This window comes from Streptomyces spororaveus, assembly GCF_016755875.1.
Lineage (GTDB): Bacteria > Actinomycetota > Actinomycetes > Streptomycetales > Streptomycetaceae > Streptomyces > Streptomyces spororaveus.
In genome coordinates, this window is record NZ_BNED01000005.1 from 7,772,603 (window position 1) to 7,797,737 (window position 25,135).

30 protein-coding genes are annotated in these 25,135 nt (G+C 71.9%); 18 read left to right on the forward strand and 12 right to left on the reverse strand.

Annotation, left to right across the window (positions count from 1 at the left end; translation table 11 throughout):
• Positions 1-124: 124 nt before the first annotated feature.
• Entirely contained in the window at positions 125-1,555 is a 1,431-nt protein-coding gene (locus tag Sspor_RS37480) for a glycoside hydrolase family 16 protein (RefSeq protein ID WP_202203089.1), read from the reverse strand.
• Positions 1,556-1,800: 245 nt separating this feature from the next.
• The gene (locus Sspor_RS37485; RefSeq protein ID WP_202203090.1) at positions 1,801-2,019 is read right to left on the reverse strand and encodes a hypothetical protein; all 219 of its coding nucleotides are present in this window, start codon (positions 2,017-2,019) and stop codon (positions 1,801-1,803) included.
• 221 nt (positions 2,020-2,240) lie between these two features.
• Between Sspor_RS37485 and Sspor_RS37490 the strand changes: the two genes are divergently transcribed.
• On the forward strand, positions 2,241-2,450 hold the full coding sequence (locus tag Sspor_RS37490) for an acyl-CoA carboxylase epsilon subunit (RefSeq protein ID WP_202203091.1): 210 nt from the start codon (positions 2,241-2,243) through the stop codon (positions 2,448-2,450).
• Between the two features lie 50 nt (positions 2,451-2,500).
• Here Sspor_RS37490 and Sspor_RS37495 read toward each other — a convergent pair whose 3' ends face one another.
• On the reverse strand, positions 2,501-4,132 hold the full coding sequence (locus tag Sspor_RS37495) for an FAD-dependent oxidoreductase (protein ID WP_202203092.1): 1,632 nt from the start codon (positions 4,130-4,132) through the stop codon (positions 2,501-2,503).
• A gap of 271 nt (positions 4,133-4,403) precedes the next feature.
• Here Sspor_RS37495 and Sspor_RS37500 point away from each other — a divergent pair, with 271 nt between their 5' ends.
• From Sspor_RS37500 to Sspor_RS37545, 10 genes are all read left to right on the forward strand, one after another.
• Positions 4,404-5,501, forward strand: coding sequence for a SchA/CurD-like domain-containing protein (locus Sspor_RS37500; RefSeq protein WP_202203093.1), 1,098 nt, complete (start codon positions 4,404-4,406; stop codon positions 5,499-5,501).
• A gap of 98 nt (positions 5,502-5,599) precedes the next feature.
• Complete coding sequence (locus Sspor_RS37505; RefSeq protein WP_202203094.1) at positions 5,600-6,043, forward strand: cupin domain-containing protein; 444 nt, start codon at positions 5,600-5,602, stop codon at positions 6,041-6,043.
• Entirely contained in the window at positions 6,040-7,311 is a 1,272-nt protein-coding gene (locus Sspor_RS37510) for a beta-ketoacyl-[acyl-carrier-protein] synthase family protein (protein ID WP_202203095.1), read from the forward strand. Before Sspor_RS37505 ends, Sspor_RS37510 begins: the two co-directional genes overlap by 4 nt.
• Entirely contained in the window at positions 7,308-8,534 is a 1,227-nt protein-coding gene (locus Sspor_RS37515; protein WP_202203096.1) for a beta-ketoacyl synthase N-terminal-like domain-containing protein, read from the forward strand. Before Sspor_RS37510 ends, Sspor_RS37515 begins: the two co-directional genes overlap by 4 nt.
• 18 nt (positions 8,535-8,552) lie before the next feature.
• Positions 8,553-8,807: an acyl carrier protein gene (locus tag Sspor_RS37520; RefSeq protein WP_030725715.1), complete on the forward strand. Its 255-nt coding sequence runs from the start codon at positions 8,553-8,555 to the stop codon at positions 8,805-8,807.
• Position 8,808: 1 nt separating this feature from the next.
• Positions 8,809-9,288 (forward strand): SRPBCC family protein, encoded by a 480-nt coding sequence (locus Sspor_RS37525; RefSeq protein WP_202203097.1) that lies wholly within the window; start codon positions 8,809-8,811, stop codon positions 9,286-9,288.
• Between the two features lie 20 nt (positions 9,289-9,308).
• Positions 9,309-9,650 (forward strand): TcmI family type II polyketide cyclase, encoded by a 342-nt coding sequence (locus Sspor_RS37530; RefSeq protein ID WP_202203098.1) that lies wholly within the window; start codon positions 9,309-9,311, stop codon positions 9,648-9,650.
• A gap of 154 nt (positions 9,651-9,804) precedes the next feature.
• Positions 9,805-10,437 carry an NADPH-dependent FMN reductase gene (locus Sspor_RS37535; RefSeq protein WP_237404446.1) on the forward strand — a complete coding sequence of 211 codons (633 nt, stop codon included), beginning with the start codon at positions 9,805-9,807 and terminating at the stop codon, positions 10,435-10,437.
• Positions 10,438-10,499: 62 nt separating this feature from the next.
• Entirely contained in the window at positions 10,500-11,417 is a 918-nt protein-coding gene (locus Sspor_RS37540) for a MurR/RpiR family transcriptional regulator (RefSeq protein WP_202203100.1), read from the forward strand.
• Positions 11,418-11,729: 312 nt separating this feature from the next.
• Entirely contained in the window at positions 11,730-12,116 is a 387-nt protein-coding gene (locus tag Sspor_RS37545; RefSeq protein ID WP_030725700.1) for a hypothetical protein, read from the forward strand.
• 30 nt (positions 12,117-12,146) lie between these two features.
• Here the strand turns inward: Sspor_RS37545 and Sspor_RS37550 are convergent, their stop codons facing one another.
• A complete protein-coding gene (locus Sspor_RS37550; RefSeq protein WP_202203101.1) occupies positions 12,147-12,539 on the reverse strand; it encodes a toxin Doc in 393 nt (130 codons plus the stop codon).
• 66 nt (positions 12,540-12,605) lie between these two features.
• Positions 12,606-13,463, reverse strand: coding sequence for a S1 family peptidase (locus tag Sspor_RS37555; protein ID WP_202203102.1), 858 nt, complete (start codon positions 13,461-13,463; stop codon positions 12,606-12,608).
• Between the two features lie 229 nt (positions 13,464-13,692).
• Between Sspor_RS37555 and Sspor_RS37560 the strand changes: the two genes are divergently transcribed.
• Positions 13,693-14,199 carry a hypothetical protein gene (locus Sspor_RS37560; RefSeq protein WP_202203103.1) on the forward strand — a complete coding sequence of 169 codons (507 nt, stop codon included), beginning with the start codon at positions 13,693-13,695 and terminating at the stop codon, positions 14,197-14,199.
• Between the two features lie 45 nt (positions 14,200-14,244).
• A complete protein-coding gene (locus Sspor_RS37565) occupies positions 14,245-14,493 on the forward strand; it encodes a hypothetical protein (RefSeq protein WP_202203104.1) in 249 nt (82 codons plus the stop codon).
• 173 nt (positions 14,494-14,666) lie between these two features.
• Here Sspor_RS37565 and Sspor_RS37570 read toward each other — a convergent pair whose 3' ends face one another.
• On the reverse strand, positions 14,667-15,650 hold the full coding sequence (locus Sspor_RS37570) for an IS481 family transposase (RefSeq protein ID WP_202203105.1): 984 nt from the start codon (positions 15,648-15,650) through the stop codon (positions 14,667-14,669).
• Between the two features lie 141 nt (positions 15,651-15,791).
• Positions 15,792-16,694, reverse strand: a complete 903-nt coding sequence (locus Sspor_RS37575; protein WP_202203106.1) for an oxidoreductase — start codon at positions 16,692-16,694, stop codon at positions 15,792-15,794.
• A gap of 70 nt (positions 16,695-16,764) precedes the next feature.
• Here Sspor_RS37575 and Sspor_RS37580 point away from each other — a divergent pair, with 70 nt between their 5' ends.
• Positions 16,765-17,763 carry an ArsR/SmtB family transcription factor gene (locus Sspor_RS37580; protein WP_237404447.1) on the forward strand — a complete coding sequence of 333 codons (999 nt, stop codon included), beginning with the start codon at positions 16,765-16,767 and terminating at the stop codon, positions 17,761-17,763.
• Here Sspor_RS37580 and Sspor_RS37585 read toward each other — a convergent pair.
• Complete coding sequence (locus Sspor_RS37585; RefSeq protein WP_202203107.1) at positions 17,744-18,019, reverse strand: SHOCT domain-containing protein; 276 nt, start codon at positions 18,017-18,019, stop codon at positions 17,744-17,746. The two genes, Sspor_RS37580 and Sspor_RS37585, sit on opposite strands and share 20 nt — an antisense overlap.
• A gap of 302 nt (positions 18,020-18,321) precedes the next feature.
• Between Sspor_RS37585 and Sspor_RS37590 the strand changes: the two genes are divergently transcribed.
• Positions 18,322-18,696: a hypothetical protein gene (locus tag Sspor_RS37590; RefSeq protein ID WP_030725676.1), complete on the forward strand. Its 375-nt coding sequence runs from the start codon at positions 18,322-18,324 to the stop codon at positions 18,694-18,696.
• A gap of 182 nt (positions 18,697-18,878) precedes the next feature.
• On the forward strand, positions 18,879-19,244 hold the full coding sequence (locus Sspor_RS37595) for an ArsR/SmtB family transcription factor (RefSeq protein ID WP_030725673.1): 366 nt from the start codon (positions 18,879-18,881) through the stop codon (positions 19,242-19,244).
• A 24-nt stretch (positions 19,245-19,268) separates the two neighbouring features.
• Here the strand turns inward: Sspor_RS37595 and Sspor_RS37600 are convergent, their stop codons facing one another.
• Both Sspor_RS37600 and Sspor_RS37605 read right to left on the reverse strand, forming a co-directional pair.
• Positions 19,269-19,634, reverse strand: a complete 366-nt coding sequence (locus Sspor_RS37600; RefSeq protein ID WP_202203108.1) for a darcynin family protein — start codon at positions 19,632-19,634, stop codon at positions 19,269-19,271.
• Positions 19,624-20,544 carry an NAD(P)H-binding protein gene (locus tag Sspor_RS37605; protein ID WP_202203109.1) on the reverse strand — a complete coding sequence of 307 codons (921 nt, stop codon included), beginning with the start codon at positions 20,542-20,544 and terminating at the stop codon, positions 19,624-19,626. The genes Sspor_RS37600 and Sspor_RS37605 overlap by 11 nt, the downstream gene beginning before the upstream one ends.
• 113 nt (positions 20,545-20,657) lie before the next feature.
• Between Sspor_RS37605 and Sspor_RS37610 the strand changes: the two genes are divergently transcribed.
• The gene (locus Sspor_RS37610; protein WP_202203110.1) at positions 20,658-21,605 is read left to right on the forward strand and encodes a LysR family transcriptional regulator; all 948 of its coding nucleotides are present in this window, start codon (positions 20,658-20,660) and stop codon (positions 21,603-21,605) included.
• Positions 21,606-21,674: 69 nt separating this feature from the next.
• On the opposite strand, the gene Sspor_RS37615 is transcribed toward Sspor_RS37610, so the two are convergent.
• Both Sspor_RS37615 and Sspor_RS37620 read right to left on the reverse strand, forming a co-directional pair.
• Entirely contained in the window at positions 21,675-22,340 is a 666-nt protein-coding gene (locus Sspor_RS37615; protein WP_202203111.1) for a response regulator, read from the reverse strand.
• Positions 22,337-23,542, reverse strand: a complete 1,206-nt coding sequence (locus tag Sspor_RS37620) for a sensor histidine kinase (RefSeq protein WP_202203112.1) — start codon at positions 23,540-23,542, stop codon at positions 22,337-22,339. Before Sspor_RS37620 ends, Sspor_RS37615 begins: the two co-directional genes overlap by 4 nt.
• A gap of 303 nt (positions 23,543-23,845) precedes the next feature.
• On the opposite strand from Sspor_RS37620, the gene Sspor_RS37625 reads away from it, so the two are divergent.
• Positions 23,846-25,072 (forward strand): hypothetical protein, encoded by a 1,227-nt coding sequence (locus Sspor_RS37625; protein WP_202203113.1) that lies wholly within the window; start codon positions 23,846-23,848, stop codon positions 25,070-25,072.
• Positions 25,073-25,135: the final 63 nt, after the last annotated feature.

A 25,135-nucleotide genomic window follows, 5' to 3' on the forward strand; every position in this document is an offset into this window, starting at 1 on the left:
CTGCTGTCGCCGCGGCCTCCTGCCGCGGTCGCCCTCCAGCCTGTCCCGGGGCGCCCCGGCCGTCCACCCGGGCCGCGCCCGGCGTCGTCCACGCGGAAGCCCGCGCGGACGACGCCGCCGCGTATCAATGGCCGAAGTCGAACCAGTTGACGTTCACGAAGTCGGCCGGCTGGCCGCTGGTGAAGGTCAGGTAGACGTCGTGCGTGCCCGTGACGCCCGTGATGTTCGCCGGCACCGTCCGCCAGCTCTGCCAGCCGCCGGTGGACGCGACCGCGAAGCTGCCGACCGGAGCCGAAGCCGGGTCGTCGAGCCGCACCTCGACCAGCCCGCTCACCCCGCCGGCCGCACCGCTGGCCACGCGTCCGTAGAACTGCCGGGCGGGCGTGGAACCGAAGTCGACGCCCCGGAAGAGCGCCCAGTCGCCGTTGCCGAGCGCCGCGAGGTTCTGGCCGCCGCCGCTGTCCGTGGTGCTCTCCCTGACCGTGCCCGACTGGCCGTCGTACGACTCGGCCTGGATCGCCGTGTACGCGTCGCGGTGACCGGGCGGCGTGGTCGGCGGGGTGGTGGGCGGCGTCGTCGGGGGCGTGGTGGGCGGTGTGGTGCCGCCGGTCGACCGGAGGACGGACACGTAGTCGACGACCATCGCGTGCCCGGGCTGGGTGCCCGCGTCGGGGCCGCCGCCGAAGGCGTCGGGGAAACCGCCGCCCATGGCGACGTTCAGGATGACGTAGTAGCCGTGGTTCGTGGCATTGGTCCAGGTCGTCGCGTCGACCTGATCGGCGCGCACCGTATGGAAGGTGAACTCGTCGACGTAGAAGCGCATCTCCTCGACCGCCTTGGACCGGTCCCATTCGACGGCGTACGTGTGGAAGCCGGCCTGGCAGCTGGCGCCGGGGCAGGCGCGCTGGCCGCCGATTCCGGAGGTCTCGTTGCAGGGGCCGCCCGGGCTCGTTCCGCAATGCAGGGTCGCCCAGACGTTGTTGAGGCCCTGGACGTTCTCCATGATGTCGATCTCGCCGATGCCCGGCCAGTTCCACCAGTTGCCGCGGTAGGGGGCGCCGAGCATCCAGAAGGCCGGCCAGTAGCCCTTGGCGGCCGGGCCCGTCACGTCCGGCATCTGGATGCGGGCCTCCGACCGGAGCTTGCCGCCCGCCGGGGGCTCGAAGTCGGACCGCCGGGTCTCGACGCGGCCCGAGGTCCAGTTCCCGGCGGCGTCCCGGCGCGGGGTGATGCGCAGGTTGCCCGTGCCGTCGAGGGAGACGTTGGCGGGGTCCGCGGTCATCGTCTCGATCTCGCCGGTACCGAAGTTGGCGGGTCCGCCGGGGTAGGAGGTGCCGGTGGTGTACTGCCAGTCGGCGGTGTTCACCCCCGATCCCGCGGCTCCGTCGAAGTCGTCCAGGAACACCCGGGACCAGCCGGACGGTGCGGGGGGAGCCGCGGCGTTCGCGGGCAGGACGACGCCCGCGGCGGCTGCCGCGACCACGGCGATCGTGCTGAGCGCGGCGAGGACGGCCCGCCGGACCGTCGGCGGCTTCCTGCCGGATATCTCGTGCATGGGTGCCCTCTCTGAAGCGCGCCGAGGCGCGGTGCGGGGGGAAGGGTCGGCGGGACCGGCTGCCTGAGAGCGCTCTCAGAACCGGCGCCGCTGGACACTGTCCTCCGCACCCTCACGGGCCGTCAAGAGATGGAACCGCCAAAGGGCTTACGGGCAGGGGGAGTTCAAGCAATGAACGCGAGCGCCCTGTGGTCGGCGGCCGCCGGCCACAGGGCACTCACCCGTACGGACCCACTCGCCGTACCTCACACCGGCGGACCGAGCACCTCCTCGGCACCGGGCAGGTCGTGCACGGAGGCCGCCGTCCCGGTCAGCGGCAGCAGACCGGACAAGGGGCATGACACGGGCAGCTCGTGGTCCACCTCCCACTGCCCGACCGTGTTCCCGCCCGCGTGGTCCATGGTGCAGACGGCGTACAGATTGCCCGCGCAGCCCCGGCACAGCAGCGGCCGGTGGCCGGTCACCACGGCCGGTCCGAAGTGCCGTGCGCGGCACGCTCTTGTAGCGTCGTCCGCGACAGGACTCCCGGTGCCCGCACCGGAGTCCGCCGGCCGGTTCGCTCACGCGGAACACGTCCCGTCAGCGCGCCGAGCCACCCGTGTGCCGCCCGCGCCGGAACCGAGCCGGTCCGCCCCTCGCGATACGGCCGGGCGCACGCGCAGCCCCCGTGAGAGAGGCCGTGCCGATGTCGACGGATGTCCCGATAGCGAGCCTGCTGCGTGTGGAGAGGGGCGTCGCCGCCCCTGAGGAACTGGCCGCGATCGCGGTCGTCGTCGCGTGTTACGCCCAACGGGCCTCCGGCGGCGGCGACGCGGCCGCGGACGCCGGGCCCGGCCGCCGGCGTACGGCCGTACGCGCCGCCGGCTGCTGGGCAGGCTGCTGGGCCTGCCGCTGAACCCCTTCCGCCGGCCGCACGCACGGCCGGCGGAAGGGCGGACGAGGTGGTCACGCCCGGTGCAGCACCGTCGAGAGGACCTCGCGCAGCGTCGCCGGGGCGTCGGCCACGGCTCCCTCCGAGCGCCAGGCCACGAACCCGTCCGGCCGTACGAGCACGGCGCCCCCGGCGCTCATCGCATGGACCTCGGTCCAGTCGGAGCGCCCCTCCTGGACCAGGTCCGCGCCCGGCCCCGAGCCGATCGTGTAGGCGTCCAGCCGGATCGCCAGTTGCCCGGCCACCTGCTTCGCGGCCGCCTGCCACGGCGTCCCCGCGCCGCTGAGCAGCACGAAGGAGCGCTCGTACAGGTCCAGGGTGGAGATCCGCTCACCCGCCCGGGTGACCCACATGTGCGGGGCCCGGGTCCCGGTGTCGCCGACCAGTCGCAGGGTCTCCGGGATGACGGGCCGTCCGGGCTCGCCGCCGACGAGCGCGCCCTTCGGGTAGCAGTAGCCCATGGCGGTGGTGAGGACCCCGCTGCCCGGTCCGCCGCCCATGGTGGGCGGCGGCGCGTACCCCGGGTGGCTGTGCTCCGCCGAACGGGCCGACGCCCGCTCGCTGGTGGCCCTGGCCACCGGCAGCCGCTCGTCCTCGTAGGTGCCGAGCAGCCCGATGCCGGCCGAGCCTTCCAGTACCGCGGCGATCTTCCACGCCAGGTTGTGCGCGTCCTGGATGCCCGTGTTGGAACCGAACGCCCCGGTGGGGGACATCTCGTGGGCCGCGTCCCCGGCCAGGAACACCCGACCGGACGAATACCGCTGCGCCACCCGTTCGGCCGCGTGCCACGGCGCCTTGCCCCCGATCTCCACGTCCAGGTCCGGTACACCGATCGCGTCGCGGATCTGATCCACGCACCGCTCGTCGGTGAAGTCCTCCAGGGTCTCGCCCTGCTCCGGGTGCCACGGTGCGTGGAAGACCCAGTGCGTCTTGTTGTCCACCGGCAGCAGTGCCCCGTCCGCTCCCGGGCGCACCAGGTAGCAGACGATGAAGCGCAGGTCGCCCAACACCTCGGCGAGCTTCTCCGAGCGGAAGGTGACGCTCACATTGTGGAACAGCTCGCCGTTGCCCGTCTGGGGGATCCGCAGCTGTTCCCGGACGGGACTGCGCGGCCCGTCCGCGGCGATCAGGAAGTCGGCGCGCACCGTGATGTGCTCGCCCGTCTCCCGGTCCTTCACCACGGCGTTCACCCCCGTGGCGTCCTGGTCGAAGCTCATCAGCTCGGTGGCGAACCGGACGTCGGCGCCCAGGTCACGGCTCTGTTCGGCCAGTACCGGCTCGATGTTGTTCTGGCTGCACAGACACCATCCCGTCGGGCTGAAGCGGGCCAGCGCCCCGGCCGGGTCGATCGACTTGACCAGCCAGTTGTGGTCGCCGTCGGTCAGCGACCGGGCCTGCAGAATGCCCTGATTTCCCTCCAGTACGGACGCCGCCCGGCGGATCGCGCGCTCCGCCCCTGCCGTGCGGAACAGCTCCATGGTCCGGGCGTTGATGCCACGGCCCCGCGGGTGCGCGGAGGTACCGGAGTGCTTCTCGACCAGCAGGTGCCTCACTCCGTGGCGGCTCAGGAAAAGCGAGGTGGACAGGCCCACGAGGGAGCCGCCCACGACGAGAACCGGTACGCGAACATCGGCGTTGTCTTCCATCAGCTGCGGGCTCCTGTTTTCTGTGTGGGGGAGTGGAGTCTTTATGCCCCCGATCCTGGATGAGGCCCAGTTGATTCGCCGGTTGTCACCCGCTTGATCCTGACATGTAGCGGTACGTCCCCACCCGGATGACGATGAGCGACAGCGGCTCCCCCTGAGACGCGCCGGCCTGCCCCCACCGAGGCGGCCGCCGGCCCGGGCGGACGCCACCGGTGACGGACGAGGGGTCCGTACGCGATGGATCTCCACCCCCTCATGAAGGAGTGAGTAGATGACAACCACCCTGTCCGAACGGGTGTCGCAGTCAGCCTTCGACGGCTCCATGCTCCGGGTCGTCCTGCTGATGGATCTCCACGAGGGGACCCAGCAGCAGTTCTTCGAGGCGTACGAACAGCTCCGCCACGACATCGCGTCGGTTCCGGGCCACATCAGCGACCAGCTGTGCCAGTCCTTCGAGAATCCCTCCCAATGGCTCATCACCAGCGAGTGGGAAAGCGCCCCGCAGTACCTCGCATGGGTCAACAGCGAGCATCACGCGGAACAGGTGAAGCCGCTCGGCGCGTGCGCCCGTGCCATGCGCCCGCTCAAGTTCACCGTCCTGCGCGAGACCGGACGCGGATACGGCCAGGCGGACCGCCCGGCCACGGCGCGCCTGCAGCAGACCCCCCGGCTGGGTGCCGGCATCGTGCGCCACGCCCTCACCTTCACGGTCAAGCCGGGCAGCGAGAAGGAGGTCGCGTCCATCCTCTCCAGCTACACCTCGCCGGAAGCCCGGGTCGACGACCACACCCGGCTCTGCCGGACCTCGCTGTTCATGCACGGCAACCGCGTGGTGCGCACGGTGGAGGTCCAGGGCGACCTGATGACGGCCCTGCGCCACGTCTCCGAGCAGCCCGGGGTCCGGGCGGCGGAAGAGGCACTCAACCCGCACCTGGAGAAGGACCGGAACCTGAACGATCCGGAGTCCGCCCGTATGTTCTTCATGCGCGCCGCGCTCCCGGCGGTCCACCACATCGCCGCACCCGAGCCCGAGTCCGCCGAGGTGCAGCGGCACGCGCTCTTCTACCCGGCCAAGCCCGGCTGCGGAGCCGCGCTCGCCAAGTTCCTGGCCCGGCAGGACGAGGCGGCCGCACGCAACCCCGGCAGCCCCGTCCGGAGCAGCAGCATCTTCCAGCGTGACGACATCGTCGTCCGGCTCATCGACGTCCGCGGCCCGTTCGACGCCGAGCCCGACACCACCTTCGGCGTATCGGGACCGCGCAAGGCGGCGGTGCTCGACCGCCTGACGGCCCGGGCCGGCAGGCGGTCGAGCACCGCCGGCCACACCATGAACCTGATCACGGACCGCCGGGCACCCGCGGAGTCCTGATCCTCCCGGGCCCACCGGCCCACCCCCGGCCACCCCTGGTCCACACCCGAGCCCGACCCATCCGCACCAGGCTCTCCCCTACGCAGGAGGAACCCGCCATGACCCAACACCGCCCACGCATCGTGGACCTCAGCGAGACCCCGCCCAACCGCCGGCGCGGCGGCGACCTGAGGGCGGTGCTCACCCCGACCTCCGTGGGTTCCACCAGCGGCTTCATGGGCCTGGCGATCATGGCCCCCGGGGAGTCGATCGCCGAGCACTACCACCCGTACTCCGAGGAGTTCGTATACGTGGTCAGCGGCCGGCTGGAGGTCGACCTCGACGGCGAGGCCCACCCCCTGCGCACCGACCAGGGACTCCTGGTCCCGCTGAACGTGCGCCACCGCTTCCGCAACGTCGGGGACACCGAGGCCCGCATGGTCTTCCACCTCGGCCCGCTGGCCCCGCGGCCCGAGCTCGGCCACGTGGACACCGAGCAGGCCCCGCACCCGGAGAGCACCGCGTGGGAGCAGCCGCCGGACCGCACGGGAGCGGTCTCGTGACCCGCCGGCGGGTGGCCGTCACCGGAGTCGGTGTCGTCGCGCCCGGCGGGATCGGCGTCCGCGACTTCTGGGACCTGCTCTCCAACGGCCGTACGGCGACACGCGGGATCAGCCTCTTCGACCCGTCCGGGTTCCGCTCCCGGATAGCCGCCGAGGTCGACTTCGACCCCGCCGCGCACGGCCTCGAACCGGGCGAGGCCGACCGGGCGGACCGCTACATCCAGTTCGCCCTGGTCGCCGCCCGGGAGGCGGTGAAGGACGCGGGACTCGACCTCACCACGGACGAGGCCTGGCGGACCGGAGTCTCCCTCGGCACGGCCGTCGGCGGCACCACCCGTCTGGAGCACGACTACGTCGCCGTGAGCCAGTCCGGCTCCTGGTGGGACGTGGACCACAAGCGGGCCAACCCGTTCCTGCACCGGGCGTTCACCCCCGCCACCCTCGCCTCCGCCGTCGCGGAGCAGACGGGTGCGCGGGGCCCGGTCCAGACGGTGTCCACCGGCTGCACCTCGGGACTCGACGCCATCGGGTACGCCGTCCACTCCATCGCGGAGGGCCGGATGGACGTCTGCATCGCGGGCGCTTCCGACTCACCCATATCGCCGATCACCGTGGCCTGCTTCGACGCCATCAAGGCCACCTCGCCGAACAACGACGACCCGGCCCACGCCTCCCGGCCGTTCGACGCCGACCGGGACGGGTTCGTCCTCGGCGAGGGCGGCGCCGTCCTCGTACTCGAAGAGCTGGAACACGCCCGCGCCCGCGGTGCGACCGTCTACTGCGAGATCGGCGGCTACGCCACCTTCGGCAACGCCCACCACATGACCGGGCTGACCGCCGAGGGCCTGGAGATGGCCCGGGCCATCGAAACCGCCCTCGCCGAGGCCGGCGTCGCCGCCGACGAGATCGACTACGTCAACGCGCACGGCTCCGGCACCAAGCAGAACGACCGCCACGAGACCGCGGCGGTCAAGCGGGTCCTGGGCGACCACGCCTACAAGACGCCGATGACCTCCATCAAATCCATGGTGGGGCACTCCCTCGGCGCGATCGGCGCCATCGAACTCGCGGCCTGCGTGCTCGCCATGACCCACCAGGTGGTACCGCCGACCGCGAACTACGAGACGCCCGACCCCGAGTGCGACCTGGACTACGTACCCCGCGTCGCCCGCGGCCGGAAGCTGCGCAGCGTGCTCTCGGTGGGCAGCGGCTTCGGCGGATTCCAGTCCGCCGTGGTCATGACCCGGCCGAAGGAGGAGGTCTCGTGACCAGCCGTACGGTCATCACGGGCATCGGAGTCGTCGCGCCCAACGGCGTGGGCGCCGACGCCTTCTGGAAGGCGACCCAGTCCGGACTCAGCGTGCTGGACCGGGTCACCAGGGCGGGCTGCGAGCACCTGCCGCTGCGCGTCGCGGGCGAGGTACGGGGCTTCGACCCCGGCGCCATGGTCGAGGACCGCTTCCTCGTCCAGACCGACCGCTTCACCCATCACGCGCTCGCCGCGGCCGACCTCGCCCTGGAGGACGCCCGGCTCGGCCGGGCCGACTACGAGGCCGACCCCTTCTCCGTGGGCGTCGTCACCGCTGCCGGATCCGGCGGCGGTGAGTTCGGCCAGCGCGAGCTCCAGCACCTCTGGGAGCAGGGGCCGCGCTTCGTGGGCCCGTACCAGTCGATCGCCTGGTTCTACGCGGCGAGCACCGGCCAGATCTCCATCCGGCGCGGGCTGAAGGGCCCCTGCGGGGTCGTGGCCAGCGACGAGGCGGGCGGACTGGACGCCTTCGCGCACGCCGTCCGCGGGATCCGCCAGGGCAGCCGGGCCATGCTGGTCGGGGCGACGGAGGCCCCCCTGGCGCCGTACTCCATCGTCTGCCAGCTGGAGTACGAGGGGCTGAGCACGGGGGACGACCCCGAGCGCGCCTACCGGCCGTTCACCGACAAGGCCTGCGGATTCGTCCCCGCCGAGGGCGGCGCGATGTTCGTCGTCGAGGACGAGGCCGAGGCCCGCCGCCGCGGCGCCACCGTACGGGCCGTCCTCGCCGGCCACGGCGCGACCTTCACCGGCACCCGGCGACGGGACGTCTCCGGCGAAGGGCTGGCCCACGCCATCCGCGGCGCTCTCCGGGAAGCGGACTGCGCGCCCGAGGAGATCGACGTGGTCTTCGCCGACGCGATCGGGACCCGGGAGGCCGACGCGGCCGAGGCGGCCGCCATCGCCGACGCCCTCGGCGCGTACGGCCGGAAGGTACCGGTCACGGCGCCCAAGTCCGGTACCGGCAGGGCGTACTGCGCGGCCCCCGCCCTCGACACCGCGGCCGCGGTCCTGGCCCTGGAGCACGGCGTCGTCCCGCCGACCCCGAACGTCTACGACGTGTGCCACGACCTCGACGTGGTGACCGGCAGCGCCCGCACCGCGGAGCTGCGCACCGCGCTGGTGCTCAGCCGCGGCCGGATGGGGTCGAACTCCGCGCTCGTCGTCCGCAACGGCTCCTAGGAAGAAGGGAGAAGCAAGATGTCCGACCGGCTGACCCTGGAGGAACTGGCGGCCCTCATGAAGAAGGCCGGTATCACCGTCGATCCCACCGAGCTGGCGAGCCGTCCGCACTCCGCCTTCGACGAGTACGGCCTCGATTCGCTGGGCCTGCTCGGGATCGTCGGCGAACTGGAGAACCGGCGGGGGAGGGCCCTGCCCACCCACGCCGACCGCTGCAAGACCCCCGGGGAATTCCTCGACCTCGTCAACCACAGCCTGATGACCGGAGCCTGACATGCCTGGACACACCGAGAACGAGATCACCGTCAACGCGCCCGTGGACGTCGTATGGGAGATGACCAACGATCTCCCCAGCTGGCCCCAGCTGTTCAGCGAGTACGCGTCCCTGGAGATCATCGAGGAGAAGGGCGACACCACCCGCTTCCGCCTGACCATGCACCCCGACGAGAACGGCAAGGTGTGGAGCTGGGTCTCGGAGCGGACCGTCGACCGCAAGGGTCTCACGGTCCGCGCCCGGCGGGTGGAAACCGGCCCGTTCGCGCACATGGACATCCACTGGCAGTACTTCAAGGTGCCCGGCGGCACCCGGATGAAGTGGACCCAGGACTTCGCGATGAAGCCGGACGCCCCCGTCGACGACGCGTGGATGACCGACAACATCAACCGCAACTCCCCGATCCAGATGGCGCTCATCCGGGACAAGATCGAGAAGCGTCAGCGTGAGGGCCGCGCCCCCGCCGTCAGCCGAGTCTGAGACGAAAGGCGAACACCCGGATGAACCAGACGCACCGCGCTCTCATCGTCGCCCGGATGGCTCCGGGATCGGCGCCGGACATCGCCGGCCTCTTCGCGGGCTCGGACGCGGGTGAACTCCCGCACCTGGTAGGGGTCACGCGCCGCAGCCTGTTCCAGTTCGGCGACGTCTACCTGCACCTGATCGAGTCGGACCGGCCGCCCGGCCCGGCCATCGCGAAGGTCACCGAGCACCCCGAGTTCCGGGACCTGAGCGAGCGGCTGACCGCCTACATCAGCCCGCACGACCCGGACACCTGGCGCAGCCCCAAGGACGCCATGGCCCACGAGTTCTACCGCTGGGAGAACCCCGGCGCGAAGTGACCCGCGGCCCGGACGGGACCCGCACACCGAAGTGTGCGGGTCCCGCCGCGCTTGGCCGTGGAGAGCAGGAGACGACGGCATGAACCCGACCGACACCGACAACTTCCCGGCGGATCCGGCCCGTCCGCACGACGGCGAGCCCGCGCGTTCCTCCCTGCACGTGCTCGTCCTGTCCGGTTCCTCCCGCACCGGATCCGTCAACGCCCGCCTCGGCTCCCTGGTCGCGTCCCTGGTGACCCGGGCCGGCGCCACCGCGGAGGCCGCCACGCTCGGCGACTTCCCGATGCCCTCGTACGACGGTGACGCGGAGGCCGACGGGGGACTGCCCCCCGGGGCCCTCGCCCTGTGCGCGCGGATCCAGGCCGCACAGGCGCTGATCATCGCCTCGCCCGAGTACAACGCCTCCGTCCCGGGCGTGCTCAAGAACGCCATCGACTGGGTCTCCCGCTACCGCCCGCAGCCCTTCAAGGACAAGCAGGCCCTGCTGGTGTCGGCCTCGCCCTCGATGGTCGGCGGCAACCGCGGGCTGTGGGCGCTGCGCGTACCGCTCGAACACCTCGGCGCGCGCGTCTACCCGGACATGTTCAGCCTGGCCAACGCGCACCACGCGTTCACCGAGGACGGCGCCCTCGCCGACCGGGGCCTCGGCGAGCGCCTGACCACGACGATCGGCTCCTTCCTCGACCTCGTCGAGGCCGACACCCGCTACCTGTGCCTGCAGCGCCGCTGGTACGAGTTCCTGGGCGACCGCACCGACGCCCCCCTGACCTCCCGCGCCCAGGACTGATCATCATCGGCCACGAGGCGTGAGCTATGTTGAGCGTGAGTGACGGAGTGAGGGAGGCCCGAGTGTCATCGGGGCAGCAGGCACGCGCACAAGCGGCTGCGATCACACGCGGAAGCCAGTCGTCCGAAGAGGTCCGTCCTCCGGCCGACCGGCTCCTCGCGCTCTTCGACGGCCGCCGCCTGTCACCGGGCCAGCGCCGCATCGCCCAGTACCTGATCGATCACCTCACCGAGGCCGCGTTCCTCTCGATCACCGAACTGGCCGAGCGGGTGGGCGTGAGCCAGCCCTCCGTGACCCGCTTCGCCGCCTCCCTCGGCTTCAGCGGCTACCCCGCCCTGCGGGACGTACTGCAGCCCATCGCGCTGAGCGCCGTCGCCGGGGCCCCGGACACCCGCACGCAGATCCGCCGCAACGAGCTGCAGGAAGCCGTCGACGCCGAGATCGCGAACCTGGAGAACGTGCGCAGGCTGCTCGCCGACACCGACCAGGTGCTGGACATCGGCCGTGAGCTGGCCGCCTCGGTGCCGCTGACCGTCCTCGGCCTGCGCATCTCGGTCTCGCTCGCCGAGTACTTCGCGTACGCGGCCCGGCGCATCCACCCCGACGTACGCCTGGTCACCCGCGGCGGCAGCGTCGCCTTCGACGCGCTGCTCCAGTCCAGGGCGGCCGGCGGGACCTGGGTGCTGGCCTTCGCGATGCCGCGGCACGCCAAGGAGACCCTGGCCGCCATCCGGGCCGCCCGCAGCACGGGGCTGCGTGTGGTCCTGATCACGGACCCCACCCTGGGCCCGCTGGTGGACGAGGCGGACGTGGCCCTGACGGCGGGGACCGGATCCCGCCTGGTCTTCGACTCGTACGCGGCGCCCGGAATGCTGTCCGCGGCCCTGCTGCAGGCGATGGCCGACGCGGACCCGGAGCGGACCCAGGCCCGGCTGGAGAGCTACGAGCACGTGGCCGACCAGCACGGCTTCTTCCTCTAGCCGCTCCGGTCCTGCTTCACCAGGCGATATTCAGCCCTCGGTGTGCATGAAATTTTTCATACTCTTGCTTACTCGACGGTATATATGTTTACTGACGACGGCGCTCCTGATCCACCAGATGCCAGGGAGGACCCCCATGTCCTCCTGAACGTACTCGCGGAACGACGAACCTCCTCAGGTCGCGACCGCGTGTCGGGTCCAGGCTTTCGGATCCCCGCAGAGCGCCCATGGCGGCCTCGGTCAACCCCTGGGCCGAGGCCGCCCCCCAAGAACGTCTCGATCAGAGTTCGACACCACTCGGAAGTGACGAGAATGCCTCAGACGGCCACGTTTACCCTCAGCCCTGACTGGCCCATGCAGGTCAAGGCACCCGGGACGCACGACTGGGAGCGCACCGCCACGCGCTGGCTGCGGGATCTGCTCCCGGCCCGCTACGGCGGCTACCTGACCCTCACCCGCCACCACGCGCTCCTGGCCCGGCACGTCCAGCTCCAGCTGCAGCACGAGATGCGCGCGGTGCGGGCGGCCCTGCAGACCAGCCGGGCCGAGCTGCCCACCATGGGCATAGCCGAGTCGGTCATCGAGAACTCGATCAGGATGTACGCCGTCGAGCTGGAGCAGCTGGGCCGGCTCGCCCGCGGCGCACGCCTCGTGTCCGACGCGCTCCTCGTCGGCACTCCCGCCCAGCGCCGTCGCTGACCGCGGCGCCCGCCACTCCCTCCGTACCGGTCACGCAGGCCGTGGCGGCTGTGCCGGCTCCCAGGAGCGGAGCCGGGCGGCCACGTCGAAGACGGTGGCGCGCAGCATGCGGATGTCGGTGATGAGGTCGCGCCACTGCTCGTAGGCGGCTTCCACCGTCTTGCCGGAGGCCTCGATGTAGGCGACGGCGACCCCGTAGGCGAAGTACTCGTTCGAGTCGGGGAGCGGCCGGAGCAGCACGATCGCGTCGAGCAGGGCGGCCGCGCGCCAGTAGGCGTCGGGGGCGTCCACTTCGAGGCTCGGCGTGTTCACCCGGTGCCGGGCCACGGCGGCGACCAGGGCGGAATGGTCGGCCACCGCCACGTCCTTGAACAGCGCCTCCTGCCGCTCCAGCAGCCAGCGGTGATCGATGTGCAGTTCCACGCCTCCGAGTATCCCCGCCCGGGGCCCGGCCGTGGGGCTTTTCCGGTCGGGCGGGGACGCGCGGGACTACGGCTTGGGCAGCGTGCAGCCGGGGCGGTTCAGGTCGATCTTGTTGCCGGGGGCTATGCAGGGGACGATGATGTACGTCTGCTGCGCGTAGTTGATGCCCTGGCGGACCGTCACGGCGCCGTTCTGGTCGACCTCGCACGGGTTGTTGACCGTGCAGCGGGCGCCGTCCTCGTTGCCCGTGTTGTTGACGGCGACGACCTTGCCGGTCGCCGTGTCGACCACCGGCGATCCGGAGGTGCCGCCGATGGTGTTGCAGGCGGAGGTGTAGCGGACCGAGTCCTTCCAGGTCCAGTCGCCCTCCTTGAGGCGGTAGGCGAAGCCGTCCACGTTGCAGCTGTAGATCCGCTTCCAGTAGCCGGAGACCACCTTGATCGCCGAGCCCTGGGCCGGGCGCGCGTCGTCGAGGGTCAGCGCGGTGATGCCGTACTGGCTCTGGATCTGGGCGTAGGTCCGGGTCAGCTGGTAGACGGAGATGTCGGTGTCGGTCATCGTCGCGTACGCGACCTTGCTCGCGCGGAGCGTCCCGACCTTCGAGCCCGACGAGTTGAGCAGGGAGAACGAGCGGCTGGACGGGCGGTCCCTGACGACTTCTCCGGCCGCCGGGAAGCCCGACTCCAGGCAGTGCCCGTTGGACAGGACCAGCGCGAGGTCGTTCGGCTGGGAGCCGGGCGCCCGGACGACGGAACCGGAACAGTTGCTCAGCGCCACGGTGCCCGCGAAGCCGACCGCGGCCGCGGTGGTCCCGGAGGCGGTGGGCGTGGTGGTGGTGGGTGCGGTGGGCGCCGCCACGGCGGGGGCGGCCGCCGCTCCCAGCAGGAGCAGGGAGAGTAAGGCGCCGGTGAGAGGCTTGTTCATGTGGGGGTTCCCCTCTGATGACAATGCGACCGAAGATCCTCCGGTTGTCATGCGCATTGTTAGGATCCCGGCTTCAAGTCGCAAGACCGCGTGGCGAGTTGACGCGCCTGTCGGGAGAGGGGTTCCGGGCGGCTCCGCATGCGCTCATAACGGACCGTGCACAGGTGTTCCGCACCGGCGGCTGCGCCTCCTACGGTCTGTGCAGCACAGTTCCGGACCAGGAGGCAATGTGAAGCGCGAGATCGACATCGACCAGCTGGTGACGGCGATGAAGGCGGTCGACGAGGCGGGGCGGCTCTTCGAGGAGGCACGCGCCGTGTACGAGGCGCGCGGCCTCAAGAGGATCAGCGACGACTTCAAAGTGGCGGGCGGCTCCGTCCAGACCCTGCAGGGCGCCGAGGAGATGGCCCTGGGGGCCCGCAAGTACCTTGCCGAACTCGCGCTGATCGCCGGCTACGCGGCGGCGGGCCTCGGCGAGCGTGCGGGAGAGAGACCGCAGACCGCCCGGGCCGGATTCCCCGGCATCTCCGGCGGCGGCGCCCGGATGGGCCGCCCGCTCCTCGATCCGACCGTGGAGGGACTGCGGCTGCTGCTGGCCGTCGAGTTCTTCGAGCCCGGCTTCAAGGCCGGGATCGAGGAGGTCCTGCAGGCCGAGAAGGCCACCTACCCCGACCCCGCCACGTTCCGCATCCCCACGAGGCCGGACCGCGCCGCCACGGCCGGCCGTACTCCCTGAGGCTCTGCGGGTGCCGTACCGGGCCGTCGGGGCGAGGCTGGGGGTATGCACCATGCGCCCGTCGTCGTACACCGGATCTTCCCGTCGGGGGGCCGGCAGGTGACCCTGCGGACCTCGCACGGAGAGGAGCCCCTGGGCCTGGCCCGCTCCGACGAGGACGTCATCGAGTTCCTGCGCCGGGCCGGCATGCCGGACCCCGACGACGTGGTCCTCGGCGGCACCGAGCTGCTGGACTGGGAGTGGGACACCCCCCACGTCTACGAGGCGGACCCGCCGACCGACGACCTTCCCTAGGCCGTGTCCGCAAAGCCCCGCCTGCCACGCGGCGTCTGGCACCGCACCTCGCTGCGTTGTCGGGCACGTCCGAGTACGTCCAGTACACGGACGGCCCTCCGCCTTGCGATGCACGGCGCCAGACGCCGCGTGGCCCGCCCTTCGGGCGGCCGGCGCTACTTTGCGGACACGGCCTAGATGTATTGACCCGTAGCGTTGTTCACACGGCTGATGGGCGGCTTGCCGTTGAGTGCGGTGTGGCAGCGGTGGTGGTTGTAGGTGTGGAGGAAGTCTGCCAGGGCTGCTGTCCGCTCGTCGTTCGATCGGTAGGGCCGCAGGTAGGCCCATTCGTCGAGGAGGGTGCGGTTGAAGCGTTCGACCTTGCCGTTGGTCTGCGGCCGGTAGGGGCGGATCTTCTTGTGGGTGATGCCGGCCGCGGTCAGGGCCCTGGTGAACTGTTTGGCTTTGTAGCAGGAGCCGTTGTCGGTCAGGACACGTTCGACGGTGATGCCGTGGTCGGTGAAGAACGCGTTTGCCCGCTGCCAGAAGGCGATCGCGGTGTGCTGGCGCTCGTCGGGCAGGACTTCGCTGTAGGCCAGGCGGGAGTGGTCGTCGACGGCGGAGTGGATGAAGCTGTAGCCGATCACCGGGGTGGAGTTCTTGCGCTCGGTGGTGGTGGCCTGGCGGTTTCGGTCGCCTGCTGTGCGGCCCACCGTGCGCCAGCCGCCGCCGTCGGGGATGTTGCCGAGCTTCTTGATGTCGACGTGGACCAGCTCGCCCGGCCGGGCGCGTTCGTAGCGCCGGATGGCCTGCCCGGTGGGGCGGTCGAGCCAGGCCAGACGGTTCAGACCGTGGCGGACCAGGATTCGGTGCACCGTCGAGGCGGGCAGGCCCAGGATCGGGCCGATGTGGGCCGGACCGAGCTTCCGGCCGGTCCGCAGACGGCAGACCTGGGCCTCAACGGTGGCCGGTGTGCGGTGCGGAGTCGCGTGGGGCTTGCTGGAGCGGTCGTGCAGGCCGGCGTCGCCTTCGGTCCGCCAGCGGCGGACCCACTTGTGGGCGGTGGCCCGGGATATACCCATCTCGGCCGCGACGTGTGCGACAGGACGGCCCGAGCGGACACGTTCGACCAGCAGGCGCCTACCGAAGACGGTCAGCCGGGCATTACGGTGGGACACGAAGACCTCCGTGCGGTGAGTTCCTAGACAGCTCCCACCACACCGGAGGTCTTCGCCATGTCCAAGACCTGACCAGTGTCAACAACGCTCGTGATCAATACACCTAGGGTCTCGCCGGTCGGCAGGTGTTCCGTCCTCCGGTCAGCCGTGGTGCACGGCCTCCAGGACGGACCGTTCCTCCGCGGACAGGTGCAGAGCGCCGGCGGCCACGTTCGCCTCCAGGTGATCCGGGTCGCCCGTGCCGGGAATGGCCAGAACATGCGGTCCGCGCGCTAGCGTCCACGCCAGCCGTACCTGCGCCGGGCTCGCGCCGTGCGCCCGGGCGACGGCGCGTACCTCCTCGTGCTCGGTGCCGCTCGCGCCCGCCTGCCGTCCGGTGCCGGCGATGGAGTAGAAGGGGACGAACGCGATGCCCTGTTCACCGCAGGCGCGCACGAACCCGTCGTGCTCGGGCCGTACCCCGATCCCGTACATGTTCTGCACGCAGACCACCGGCGCGATGGCCCGGGCCTCGGCGAGGTGCTCGGGGGTGACGTTGGAGATGCCGAGGTGGCGCACGAGGCCCGCGTCGCGGAGCTCGGCCAGTGCGCCGAACCGCTCGGCGATGGAAGCGGTCCCGACGATGCGCAGGTTCACCACGTCGAGGTGGTCCCGGCCGAGCTGGCGCAGGTTCTCCTCGACCTGGCCGCGCAGCAGCTCCGGGGTGGCGTGTTCGAGCCACTCCCCGGACGGGGCCCGGCCCGGTCCGACCTTGGTGGTGATCACGAGGTCCTCCGGATAGGGGGCCAGCGCGGTGCGGATCAGCTCGTTGGCGGAGCGCAGCGGAGAGAAGTAGAACGCGGCGGTGTCGATGTGGTTCACCCCGAGCTCGACCGCCCGGCGCAGCACGCCGATCGCCTGGCCGCGGTCCCGGGGCACGGCGTCCTGCGCGAACGCCTCGCCGGTCTGCGGCAGGCGCATCGCGCCGAAGCCGATCCGGTTGACCCTCAGGTCGCCGAGGTCCCAGGTGCCCGCCGCGTCCGCGGTCGTCGTCTGTGAAGTCATGCCCGGATGATCGCCAGCGGATAGGCTGGCAGGCCATTGATTAAGGCATGACTGAATCCTTGAGGTGGCCGTGCGCGCGGAGCTGGCGTTTTCCGTGAGCGATCTCGCGCAGACGCGGTTCGCGGTGTCGCCGATGTGGGAGGTCGGAACCAGCTACCGGCTGCTGGCCTCCGGGTCCGCGTCCCTCGTGCACCGGCCCTGGACCGAGCAGGTGAGGCCGCGGCTGGCGGCCGCGGGCCTCGACCGCGGCCGACTGGCCGAACTGATCCCGCCCTCGGGGTACGTGCCGGACTTCCTCAACCCGGCTCCCACCGGGCCGGCTCCCTCCCTCGCGGAGGAACTGGCCGGAATCCGTGCCACCCCCGCCGCCCGGGTCCGCCGGGACCTCGACCGCCTGCGACAGGAGCAGGGCGGTCTCGGCCCGCGCACACGGAGCCTGCACGCCGACCCGCAGGCCCGCCTCGCCCGCGTCGCGGAGGAGATCGAGACCTACTGGGAGCTGGCCCTGGCGCCCTACTGGGCCCGGATCCGGGCGGTACTCGACGCCGATGTCTTCCACCGGGCCCGGCAGTCCGCCGAGCACGGCGCGGGCCGCCTCTTCAACGACCTCCACCCCTCGGTGAGCTGGGGCGACGACGCGCTCCGGCTCTCCCGCCGGCATCGGCCCCTGTCCCGCGGCACGGCGGGTGCCGGGCTGCTGCTGATCCCCTCGGTGTTCACCGGCCCGGTCCCCTTCACCCGGTCGGCGCCCCCGGACCCGCCGCAACTCGCCTATCCGGCGCGCGGCACCGGCTCGCTGTGGGAGCCGCGGCCCGCCGGCCGGACCGAGGCCCTGGCGGCCGTACTCGGCCGCTCCCGGACCCGGCTGCTGGCCGAACTGGAAACCCCGGCCTCCACCACCGAACTGGCCCGCCGAACGGGGCTCTCGGCCGCCGGTGTGTCCCAGTACCTCACCGCGCTGCGCGCCGCGGGCCTGGTCAGCGCCCACCGGGCGGGCCGCTCCGTGCTCTACGCCCGGACCTCCGTCGCCGAGTCCCTCCTCGGCGGGGTCACGCCGCCCCGTCCTTGAGGGAACGGCCGAACTGCTCGTCCAGGACGGACAGCCGCCGCCAGTACTCGTCCTCGTCGATCTCCCCGGCGGCGAAACGCCGCCCGAGGATCGCGATCGGTGACCGCTCGCCGTACGCCGCCACCCCGCGGCGCCCGCGCCAGACGGTACGGCGCAGCACGGTGACGACACTGACGACGACCGCCGCCCAGATCAGCGGAAGGAACAGGATCCACGGGCCGGGCCCGTCGTAGGCGAGGGTGGTGAAGGTGTCCATCTCGATTCATCTCCTCGGAAGCACGGACGTTTCGTCTCACTCCGAGACTCCTCGGAAAGGCCCCTCCGGTCGTCGTACGGCCGGCTGCACCCCGGGTACTTCCACGGGAGTACGGACCGGGAGGCCCGGCCGTCCGAGCCGGTACGGGCGGGACAGTGGTGGGCGATCGGGACATTAGGCGCAATCCCCCGTTCCCCGTACGCCATCGCGCACGCTCGGTAGCGTCTGGATCACAAGCCGTCCGGTGTCGCCGGGAAGGGTGCACCGTACGGAGTCCGCAGCAGGCAAGGGAGCGAATACCGATGGCGAACGTTGAGGTCTCCTTGAAGGAGACGATGACCTCGATCGAGGGTGCGATGGGAGCCGCCCTGGTGGACTACACCAGCGGTATGGCGCTGGGGACCCTCGGCGGCGGCAAGGAGCTCGACCTGACGGTCGCCGCCGCGGGCAACACGGATGTGATCCGCGCGAAGGTCCGCACGATGGAGATGCTGGGCCTGAAGGACGAGATCGAGGACGTCCTGATCACCCTCGGCGGTCAGTACCACCTGATCCGGCTCCTCAAGGGCCGGGGGCACGGCGGCCTCTTCCTGTACCTCGTACTGGACAAGGGACAGTCCAACCTGGCCATGGCCCGCCACCAGCTCAAGCGGATCGAGGCTGCTCTGGAGCTCTGACGCGGGTATTTCCGCGCCCACGCATGCCCATGAGTTGAAGAATTCTTCAATCCGGCACATCTGAAACAGGTAATCGCCGGGCGTGCGTGGGCCCGTCCGTATGAATGTATGGGTGGTCGGCCGACCGGAAGCCCCGCGCCCCCCAGGCAAGGTTTGAAGCAACAGCAGGAGCACTCATGGGCATGCAGGTACCCCTCTACCAGGCGAAAGCCGAGTTCTTCCGCATGCTCGGACACCCCGTCCGCATCCGCGTGTTGGAACTCCTGCAGAACGGCCCCGTACCGGTACGCGACCTCCTCGCCGCGATCGATGTCGAGGCGTCGAACCTTTCCCAGCAGTTGGCGGTCCTGCGCCGGTCCGGCATCGTCGTGTCCATCCGGGACGGAGCGACCGTCAGTTACGCCCTCGCCGGCGGCGACGTGGCCGACCTCCTGCGCGCCGCGCGCCGCATCCTGACCGAACTGCTGACAGGTCAGAGCGAGCTCCTGGCCGAACTGCAGCAACTGGGACCGCAGACGGACCGCACGGACCGGGTCGCCGGCCGCTGACCGCCCCTTGGGCGTCGGGCGGCGTCAGGTCGCGATGCCGGTGACGGCCTCGACGCCGTACGTCCGGGCGTAGCCGTTCTCGGTGCCGACGAGGAGGTCGACGACCTGGAAGTAGCGGTCCCAGAAAGGGGTTTCGCGCAGCGCGTCGACGAGACGCTGGTAGGCGTCGTGGTCGTCGGCTTCCCAGACCCAGACGTCGGTGACGCGGGTGGAGTAGAACTCCGTGTCGTAGAAGCGTGAGCGGACGCCGGTGGTCCTGGCCCTGATCGCGGGGACGACCCGGGTGACGAAGGCGTCCATGCGTTCCTGCGGGGTCATGGCGAGCCACTCGGGCATGGTCTTGATCAGCATGAACGCCGTGACCGGCGCCGTGGTCCTCTCAGTGGCCATGACGGGTGCCTTCCGAGAGGACCGCGGGCGCCAGGGTCCGGGCGCACCACTGGCGGAAGGTGGTGGGAGAGCTGGTGGCCGGGGTGCGGGTGACGCCCGCGTCGAGGCCCTCGTTCTTGGCTCTCTTCATGTCGACGACACCCTGGGCGAACTCCTCGTCGAGACCGTAGGAGAGGAGGCCGGCGTACAACTCGTCGAGCGGTTGGCGTTCGTAGCGGACGGGGCGGCCCAATTGTCCGGTCATGATGCGGGCCAGGTCGTCGGGGGACAGGTCCTCGGGTCCGAGGACGGGCACGCTGTCGCTGCCGGACCAGGAGCGGCTCAGCAGCAGGCCGGCGGCGACCGCCGCGAGGTCGGCGACGGCCACGCGGGGAGCCTTGAGGCCCGCGTCGACGGCATCGGTGAAGACGCCCGTCTCCCGGATCGCGTCCGCGTCCTCCAGAAGGTTCTCGAAGAAGGACGGGCAGGCCAGCGCGCGATAGGCCACGCCGGTGGCGGCGATGAGGTCGTCCATGGCGAGGGAAGCGGTGACGAGCCCGGCGCGGTGGGCGCCCGGTGTGCCGCGGCCGAGCGCGGAGACACCGACGACATGGCCGATGCCGTGGGCGACGAAGGCCTTCGCGGCGGGCCGGGTGAAGCCGAGGTAGGCGTCCTCGGGGGTACGCGACGGGTCCGGGGGAACGAGCCAGAACACGGCGTCGGCGCCCTCGCACGCACGGTCGAGGACCTCGGCGTCGCCGTGCGAGCCGGTGATCACCTCGACGCGGTCGCTGTCGCGCACCGCGTCGGGCAGCCGTGCGGGGTCACGTACGACCACACGCAGCTCCTCGGCGTGGGCGGGGGCGGATTCCAGGAGCAGGGACAGCAGGTGGCTGCCGATGTTCCCGGTGGGAGCGGTGATGACGATCATTGGAACCTCGTGGGTCGTGCCGGATCGGGACGACCCCCATCCTGTGGAGAGCCCGGGTGTTGCCACAATGGGAACGTGAGCACAGGATCATTGCCTGAAATGGAATAACGCCTATGAGCAGCAGTGCAGAGCCGGTCATCGATGCCAATCTCGCCGTCGCGCTGGACGCTCTGCTGACGGAGCAGAGCGTCACGCGGGCCGCTGCCCGCCTGCACACGTCGCCGGCCGCCATGAGCCGCACCCTCGCCCGGCTGCGCCGCATCCTCCAGGACCCGCTGCTGGTCCGCGCCGGCCAGAGCATGGTCCCCACTCCGCGCGCCCAGGCGCTGCGCGAGGAGACGGCCGCGGTGGTGCGCCGCCTGGGAGCGCTGCTGGCCCCCGGTGCGGGCGTCGACCCCGCCGTCCTGCGCAGCACCTTCACCCTCCAGGCGGCCGACCTGGTCGGCGCGGCGCTGGCCCCGGGGATGGTCCGGCTGGCCCGGCAGGAGGCGCCGGGGATCTCCTTGCGGTTCCGGGACGAGGAACTGGAAGCCGGATCGGCCCTGCGCGACGGCCGGATCGACCTGGAGATCGGGTCCATCGACCACGTGGACCCCGAGACGCTGATGGAAGAGCTGGTCACCCTGCGGATGGCGGCGGCCGTCCGGCCCGGCCACCCGCTGACCGAAGGGACCCTGACCCCGGAGCGGCTGGCCGCCGCCGATCATGTGGTGGTGAGCCGCCGTGGACGGTTCACGGGTCCCCTGGACGCCGCTCTGGCCGAGCGGAACCTCCGTCGGCGCGTCGCGGTCGTCCTCCCCGGCCATCTGGCCGCGATGACGCTCGCCGCCGGCAGCGACACCGTCTGCCTCGTGCCCACCGCACCCCCCGGTGGCGATCCCTCACCGCTCTCCGACGCCGCCACCGCCCTGGGCCTCCGCCTCCTCGACATCCCCCTGTCCCTGCCGCCACTGACCATCGGCATGGCATGGCACCCCCGCCACGCCGCCGACGGAGGCCACCACTGGCTCCGCGACGCCGTGCGCCGCACCCTCGGCACCCCCGGCGGGCCGGCTGCCTGACGCGGGACGGCGTCCCCCGGGGGCTTCGGCCCGGAGAGCGCCTCCCGGGACGGCGGCCCGGACGCTGCCTCAGCTGAGCCAGCCGGGGCGGACCAGGCCGGATTCGTAGGCCAGGACGACCAGTTGGGCGCGGTCGCGGGCGCCCAGCTTGACCATGGCGCGGCTGACGTGCGTCTTCGCGGTGAGCGGGCTGACGACCAGGCGGCGGGCGATCTCCTCATTGGACAGGCCCATGCCCACCAGGGCCATCACCTCGCGTTCGCGATCGGTGAGCCGGCCCAGCCCGGCCGTCGCGGCGGGCTGCTTCGACCGGGCCGCGAACTCCGCGATCAGGCGGCGGGTGACGCCGGGGGACAGCAGGGCGTCGCCCGCGACCACCGCCCGGACCGCGCGCAGCAGTTCCTCCGGCTCGGTGTCCTTGACCAGGAATCCGGAGGCGCCCGACCGGATCGCCTCGAAGACGTACTCGTCGAGCTCGAAGGTGGTGAGCATGACCACCCGGACGGCGGCCAGGGAGCCGTCCTCGCCGATCCGGCGGGTCGCGGCGAGTCCGTCCAGCACCGGCATCCGGATGTCCATCAGCACGACGTCGGGACGCAGCTCCCGGACCAGCCGTACGGCCTCGTCGCCGTCGGCGGCCTCGCCCGCCACCTCGATGTCCGGCTGGGCGTCGAGCAGCGCCCGGAACCCGGCCCGGACGAGCAGTTGGTCGTCGGCGAGCAGTACGCGGATCACCGTTCCTCCTTCGACGCGCCGGCCCGGAGCGGGAGTACGGCGATCACCCCGAAGCCGCCTTCCGGCCGCGGGCCGGTCTCGACCGTGCCGCCCAGCGCCGCGGCCCGCTCGCGCATCCCGACGAGCCCGTTGCCGCTGCCGCCCTGGGCGCCGCCCGTGGCCGGGCCGTCGTCGTCCACCCGCAGCTCCAGGGCGTCCCGCTGCCAGGTGAGGCGGATCCGGGCGGTGCGCGACCCGGAGTGGCGCATCACATTGGTCAACGCCTCCTGGAGGATGCGGAAGGCGGCGAGACCCACGCCGGGGGGCAGCGTCCTGGCCTTCCCCTCGGCCGAGACGTCCACGGTCAGCCCGGCCGCCGCGGCCTGCTCCACGAGCTCGGGGAGGCGGTCCAGACCGGGCGCGGGGGAGCGCGGAGCCTCACCGGGGGAGCGCAGGGTATCGAGGACCTGCCGGACCTCGCCCAATGCCTCCTTGCTCGCCGCCTTGATGGTGGCGAGCGCCGTACGTGCCTGCTCGGGATCGGAGTCGAGCAGGGCCAGCCCGACCCCCGCCTGGACATTGATCACCGAGATGCTGTGGGCGAGGACGTCGTGCAGTTCCCGTGCGATCCGCAGCCGCTCCTCGTCCACCCGGCGTCTCTCGGCCGCGGCCCGCTCGGCCCGTTCCCGTCCCCACTGCTCCCGGCGTACGCGCACCAACTCCGCGACGGCGAGCACCGCGAGCACCCATGCGGTGACACCCACCTCCTGCGCCCAGGGCGTCGGGCCGTCCCCGGCGGGCGGGAGCCACCGGTAGAGCCAGTGCCCGATGAGCAGGTGCCCGGCCCAGAACAGTCCGACGGCACCCCACGCGGCCCGGCGGTGCCCGGCGACGACCGCGGCGAAGCAGGCCAGGGCCAGACTGAGGAACACCGGGCCGTAGGGGTACCCGGCACCCACATAGACCAGGGTGACGGCGCCGACCCCGTACGCCACGGCCACCGGATGCCGGTGCCGCACCACGAGGAGAACGGGCCCGATCAGCAGCAGGAGCCGGGCGAAGCCGTCCAGAGGCACCCGCCCGCTCTGCGCGTGAGCGGCCCACCCCGCGCCGATCTGCGCGAAGACGGCGACGAGCAGCGCCGAGCGCCAGGCCGGGCCCCGCCCGGACCGCTCCATCCATCGCCGCCACGGGGGACCCGGGCGTTCGCGCAGCTCATCCATACAGCCACGCTAGACGGCGTCCGCCGTCACCCGCGTCACCCCTGCGTAGCGTTTCAGGCGTACTCCCCACGTAGTACCCGAACCCGACTTTCCGGTCCCGCGGGCCACGGCCGGACCGGTGGCGAGGTCTGACCGGCACCTGGTGGTGGAGGCGGCCGGATCAGGCTAGGTTGCACGGAACCGGAGGCCGTCGTGGACGTCCGCCCCCGGCACCCGCGGGTTGCCCCACTGCCGTAAATTGTCCAACGGTCCGGCGGGTAAGGTCGGGCAAAAGGTACGAGTTGGGGCAGGTGTGGGCAGGACATGGCGCGACGCGGACGGATGGAAGCGGACCGAGGTGCCACCTCCGCCGCGCCCGCGGTGCCGGGCTCCGCGATAGCCGAGGCGGCCGACGGCGGGAGCGCGGCCCGGGGCTGGCTCCGGCTGGGACGGGACGGGCGGCTCACCGCCTACGCGAGCTGTGCCGAGGGGCTGGTGCGCTGGACCGAGTCCGCGCCGGGCTCCGACATCTGGCAGGGTCCCGAGCTGTTCCCCGTCGAGGGATGGGCGGGCCGGTTCACGCTCGCCCAGGACCACAACGGGTTCGTCTGGTTCGCGGGCACCCGCTTCCGGGACGGGGCGCCGGGCGGCCGCGAGCTGATCGTCGCCACCCAGTACCAGACCGGCCGTCCGCTCGGCGACTGGCGGGCGGTGGGGAATCCCTTCCCGGAGCGCAAGAAGAGCCAGCCCCAGGCTCAGGCCCAGCCCCCGGCCCCGGGGCAGCAACAGCCGGAGCCGGAAGCGGAGTCGGGGGCGCCGCTGCCCCCGCCCGGAGACCCCGTCGTGCTGCCCGACGGCACCGGCGCGCTCCACATCCTCACCACCCGCTTCGGCGTGGGCGCGCGCGGCCGGACGCGGCGAGCCGACGGCGTATGGGGCAGTTGGGTCGACTACCAGGGCAAATGGGTGCGCGGCGCCGTCGTTCCGCTGGTGACCGCCCAGGGCCGAGCCGAGTTCCTGGTCACCTTCCGGGGCGGAGCCTCGTACTGGGGCCAGGAGATGCCGGGCAGCGACTTCCGATGGCTCGGGCGGATGAAGGCCGACGCCGTCGAGGGGACGTACAGCTCCTGCGAGACGGGCCCGGGCATCGGCACCTACTTCTGGCGCCACCCGGCGGACGGCGGCGTCATCGCCTACCGCCCGCAGGCCCCCGCCGGTGCGTCTCCCGCGCTGATGCCGCTGGGCGGCGCGGGCGGTGTCGGCCCGGTGGGCGTGGCCCGTACGCGCATCGACGGCTACGACTGCACCGTCCTCCTGCAGCGGGGAGCCGAGGGCTACCCGGAGATCGCCGCCTACCCGACGCACGGCGAGCACTACGGCACTTGGTGGGCCCCCGTGGGCGACCGGTGCGCGGGGCTGCCGGCCATCTCGCTCGACGCCCGCGGCTCGGTCACGATCGCGATGATCGACCTGGACGGCGGGCTGCTGATCGCGCGGCAGGATCCGACGGACCCGGGTCTGGCCTTCGGCCCGTGGTGTCGGGTGGGGTGATCCACCTCACCCGGAAGCCCGTCCTGCGGCGAGTGAAGCGATGCTTCCGCACATCACGCCCCG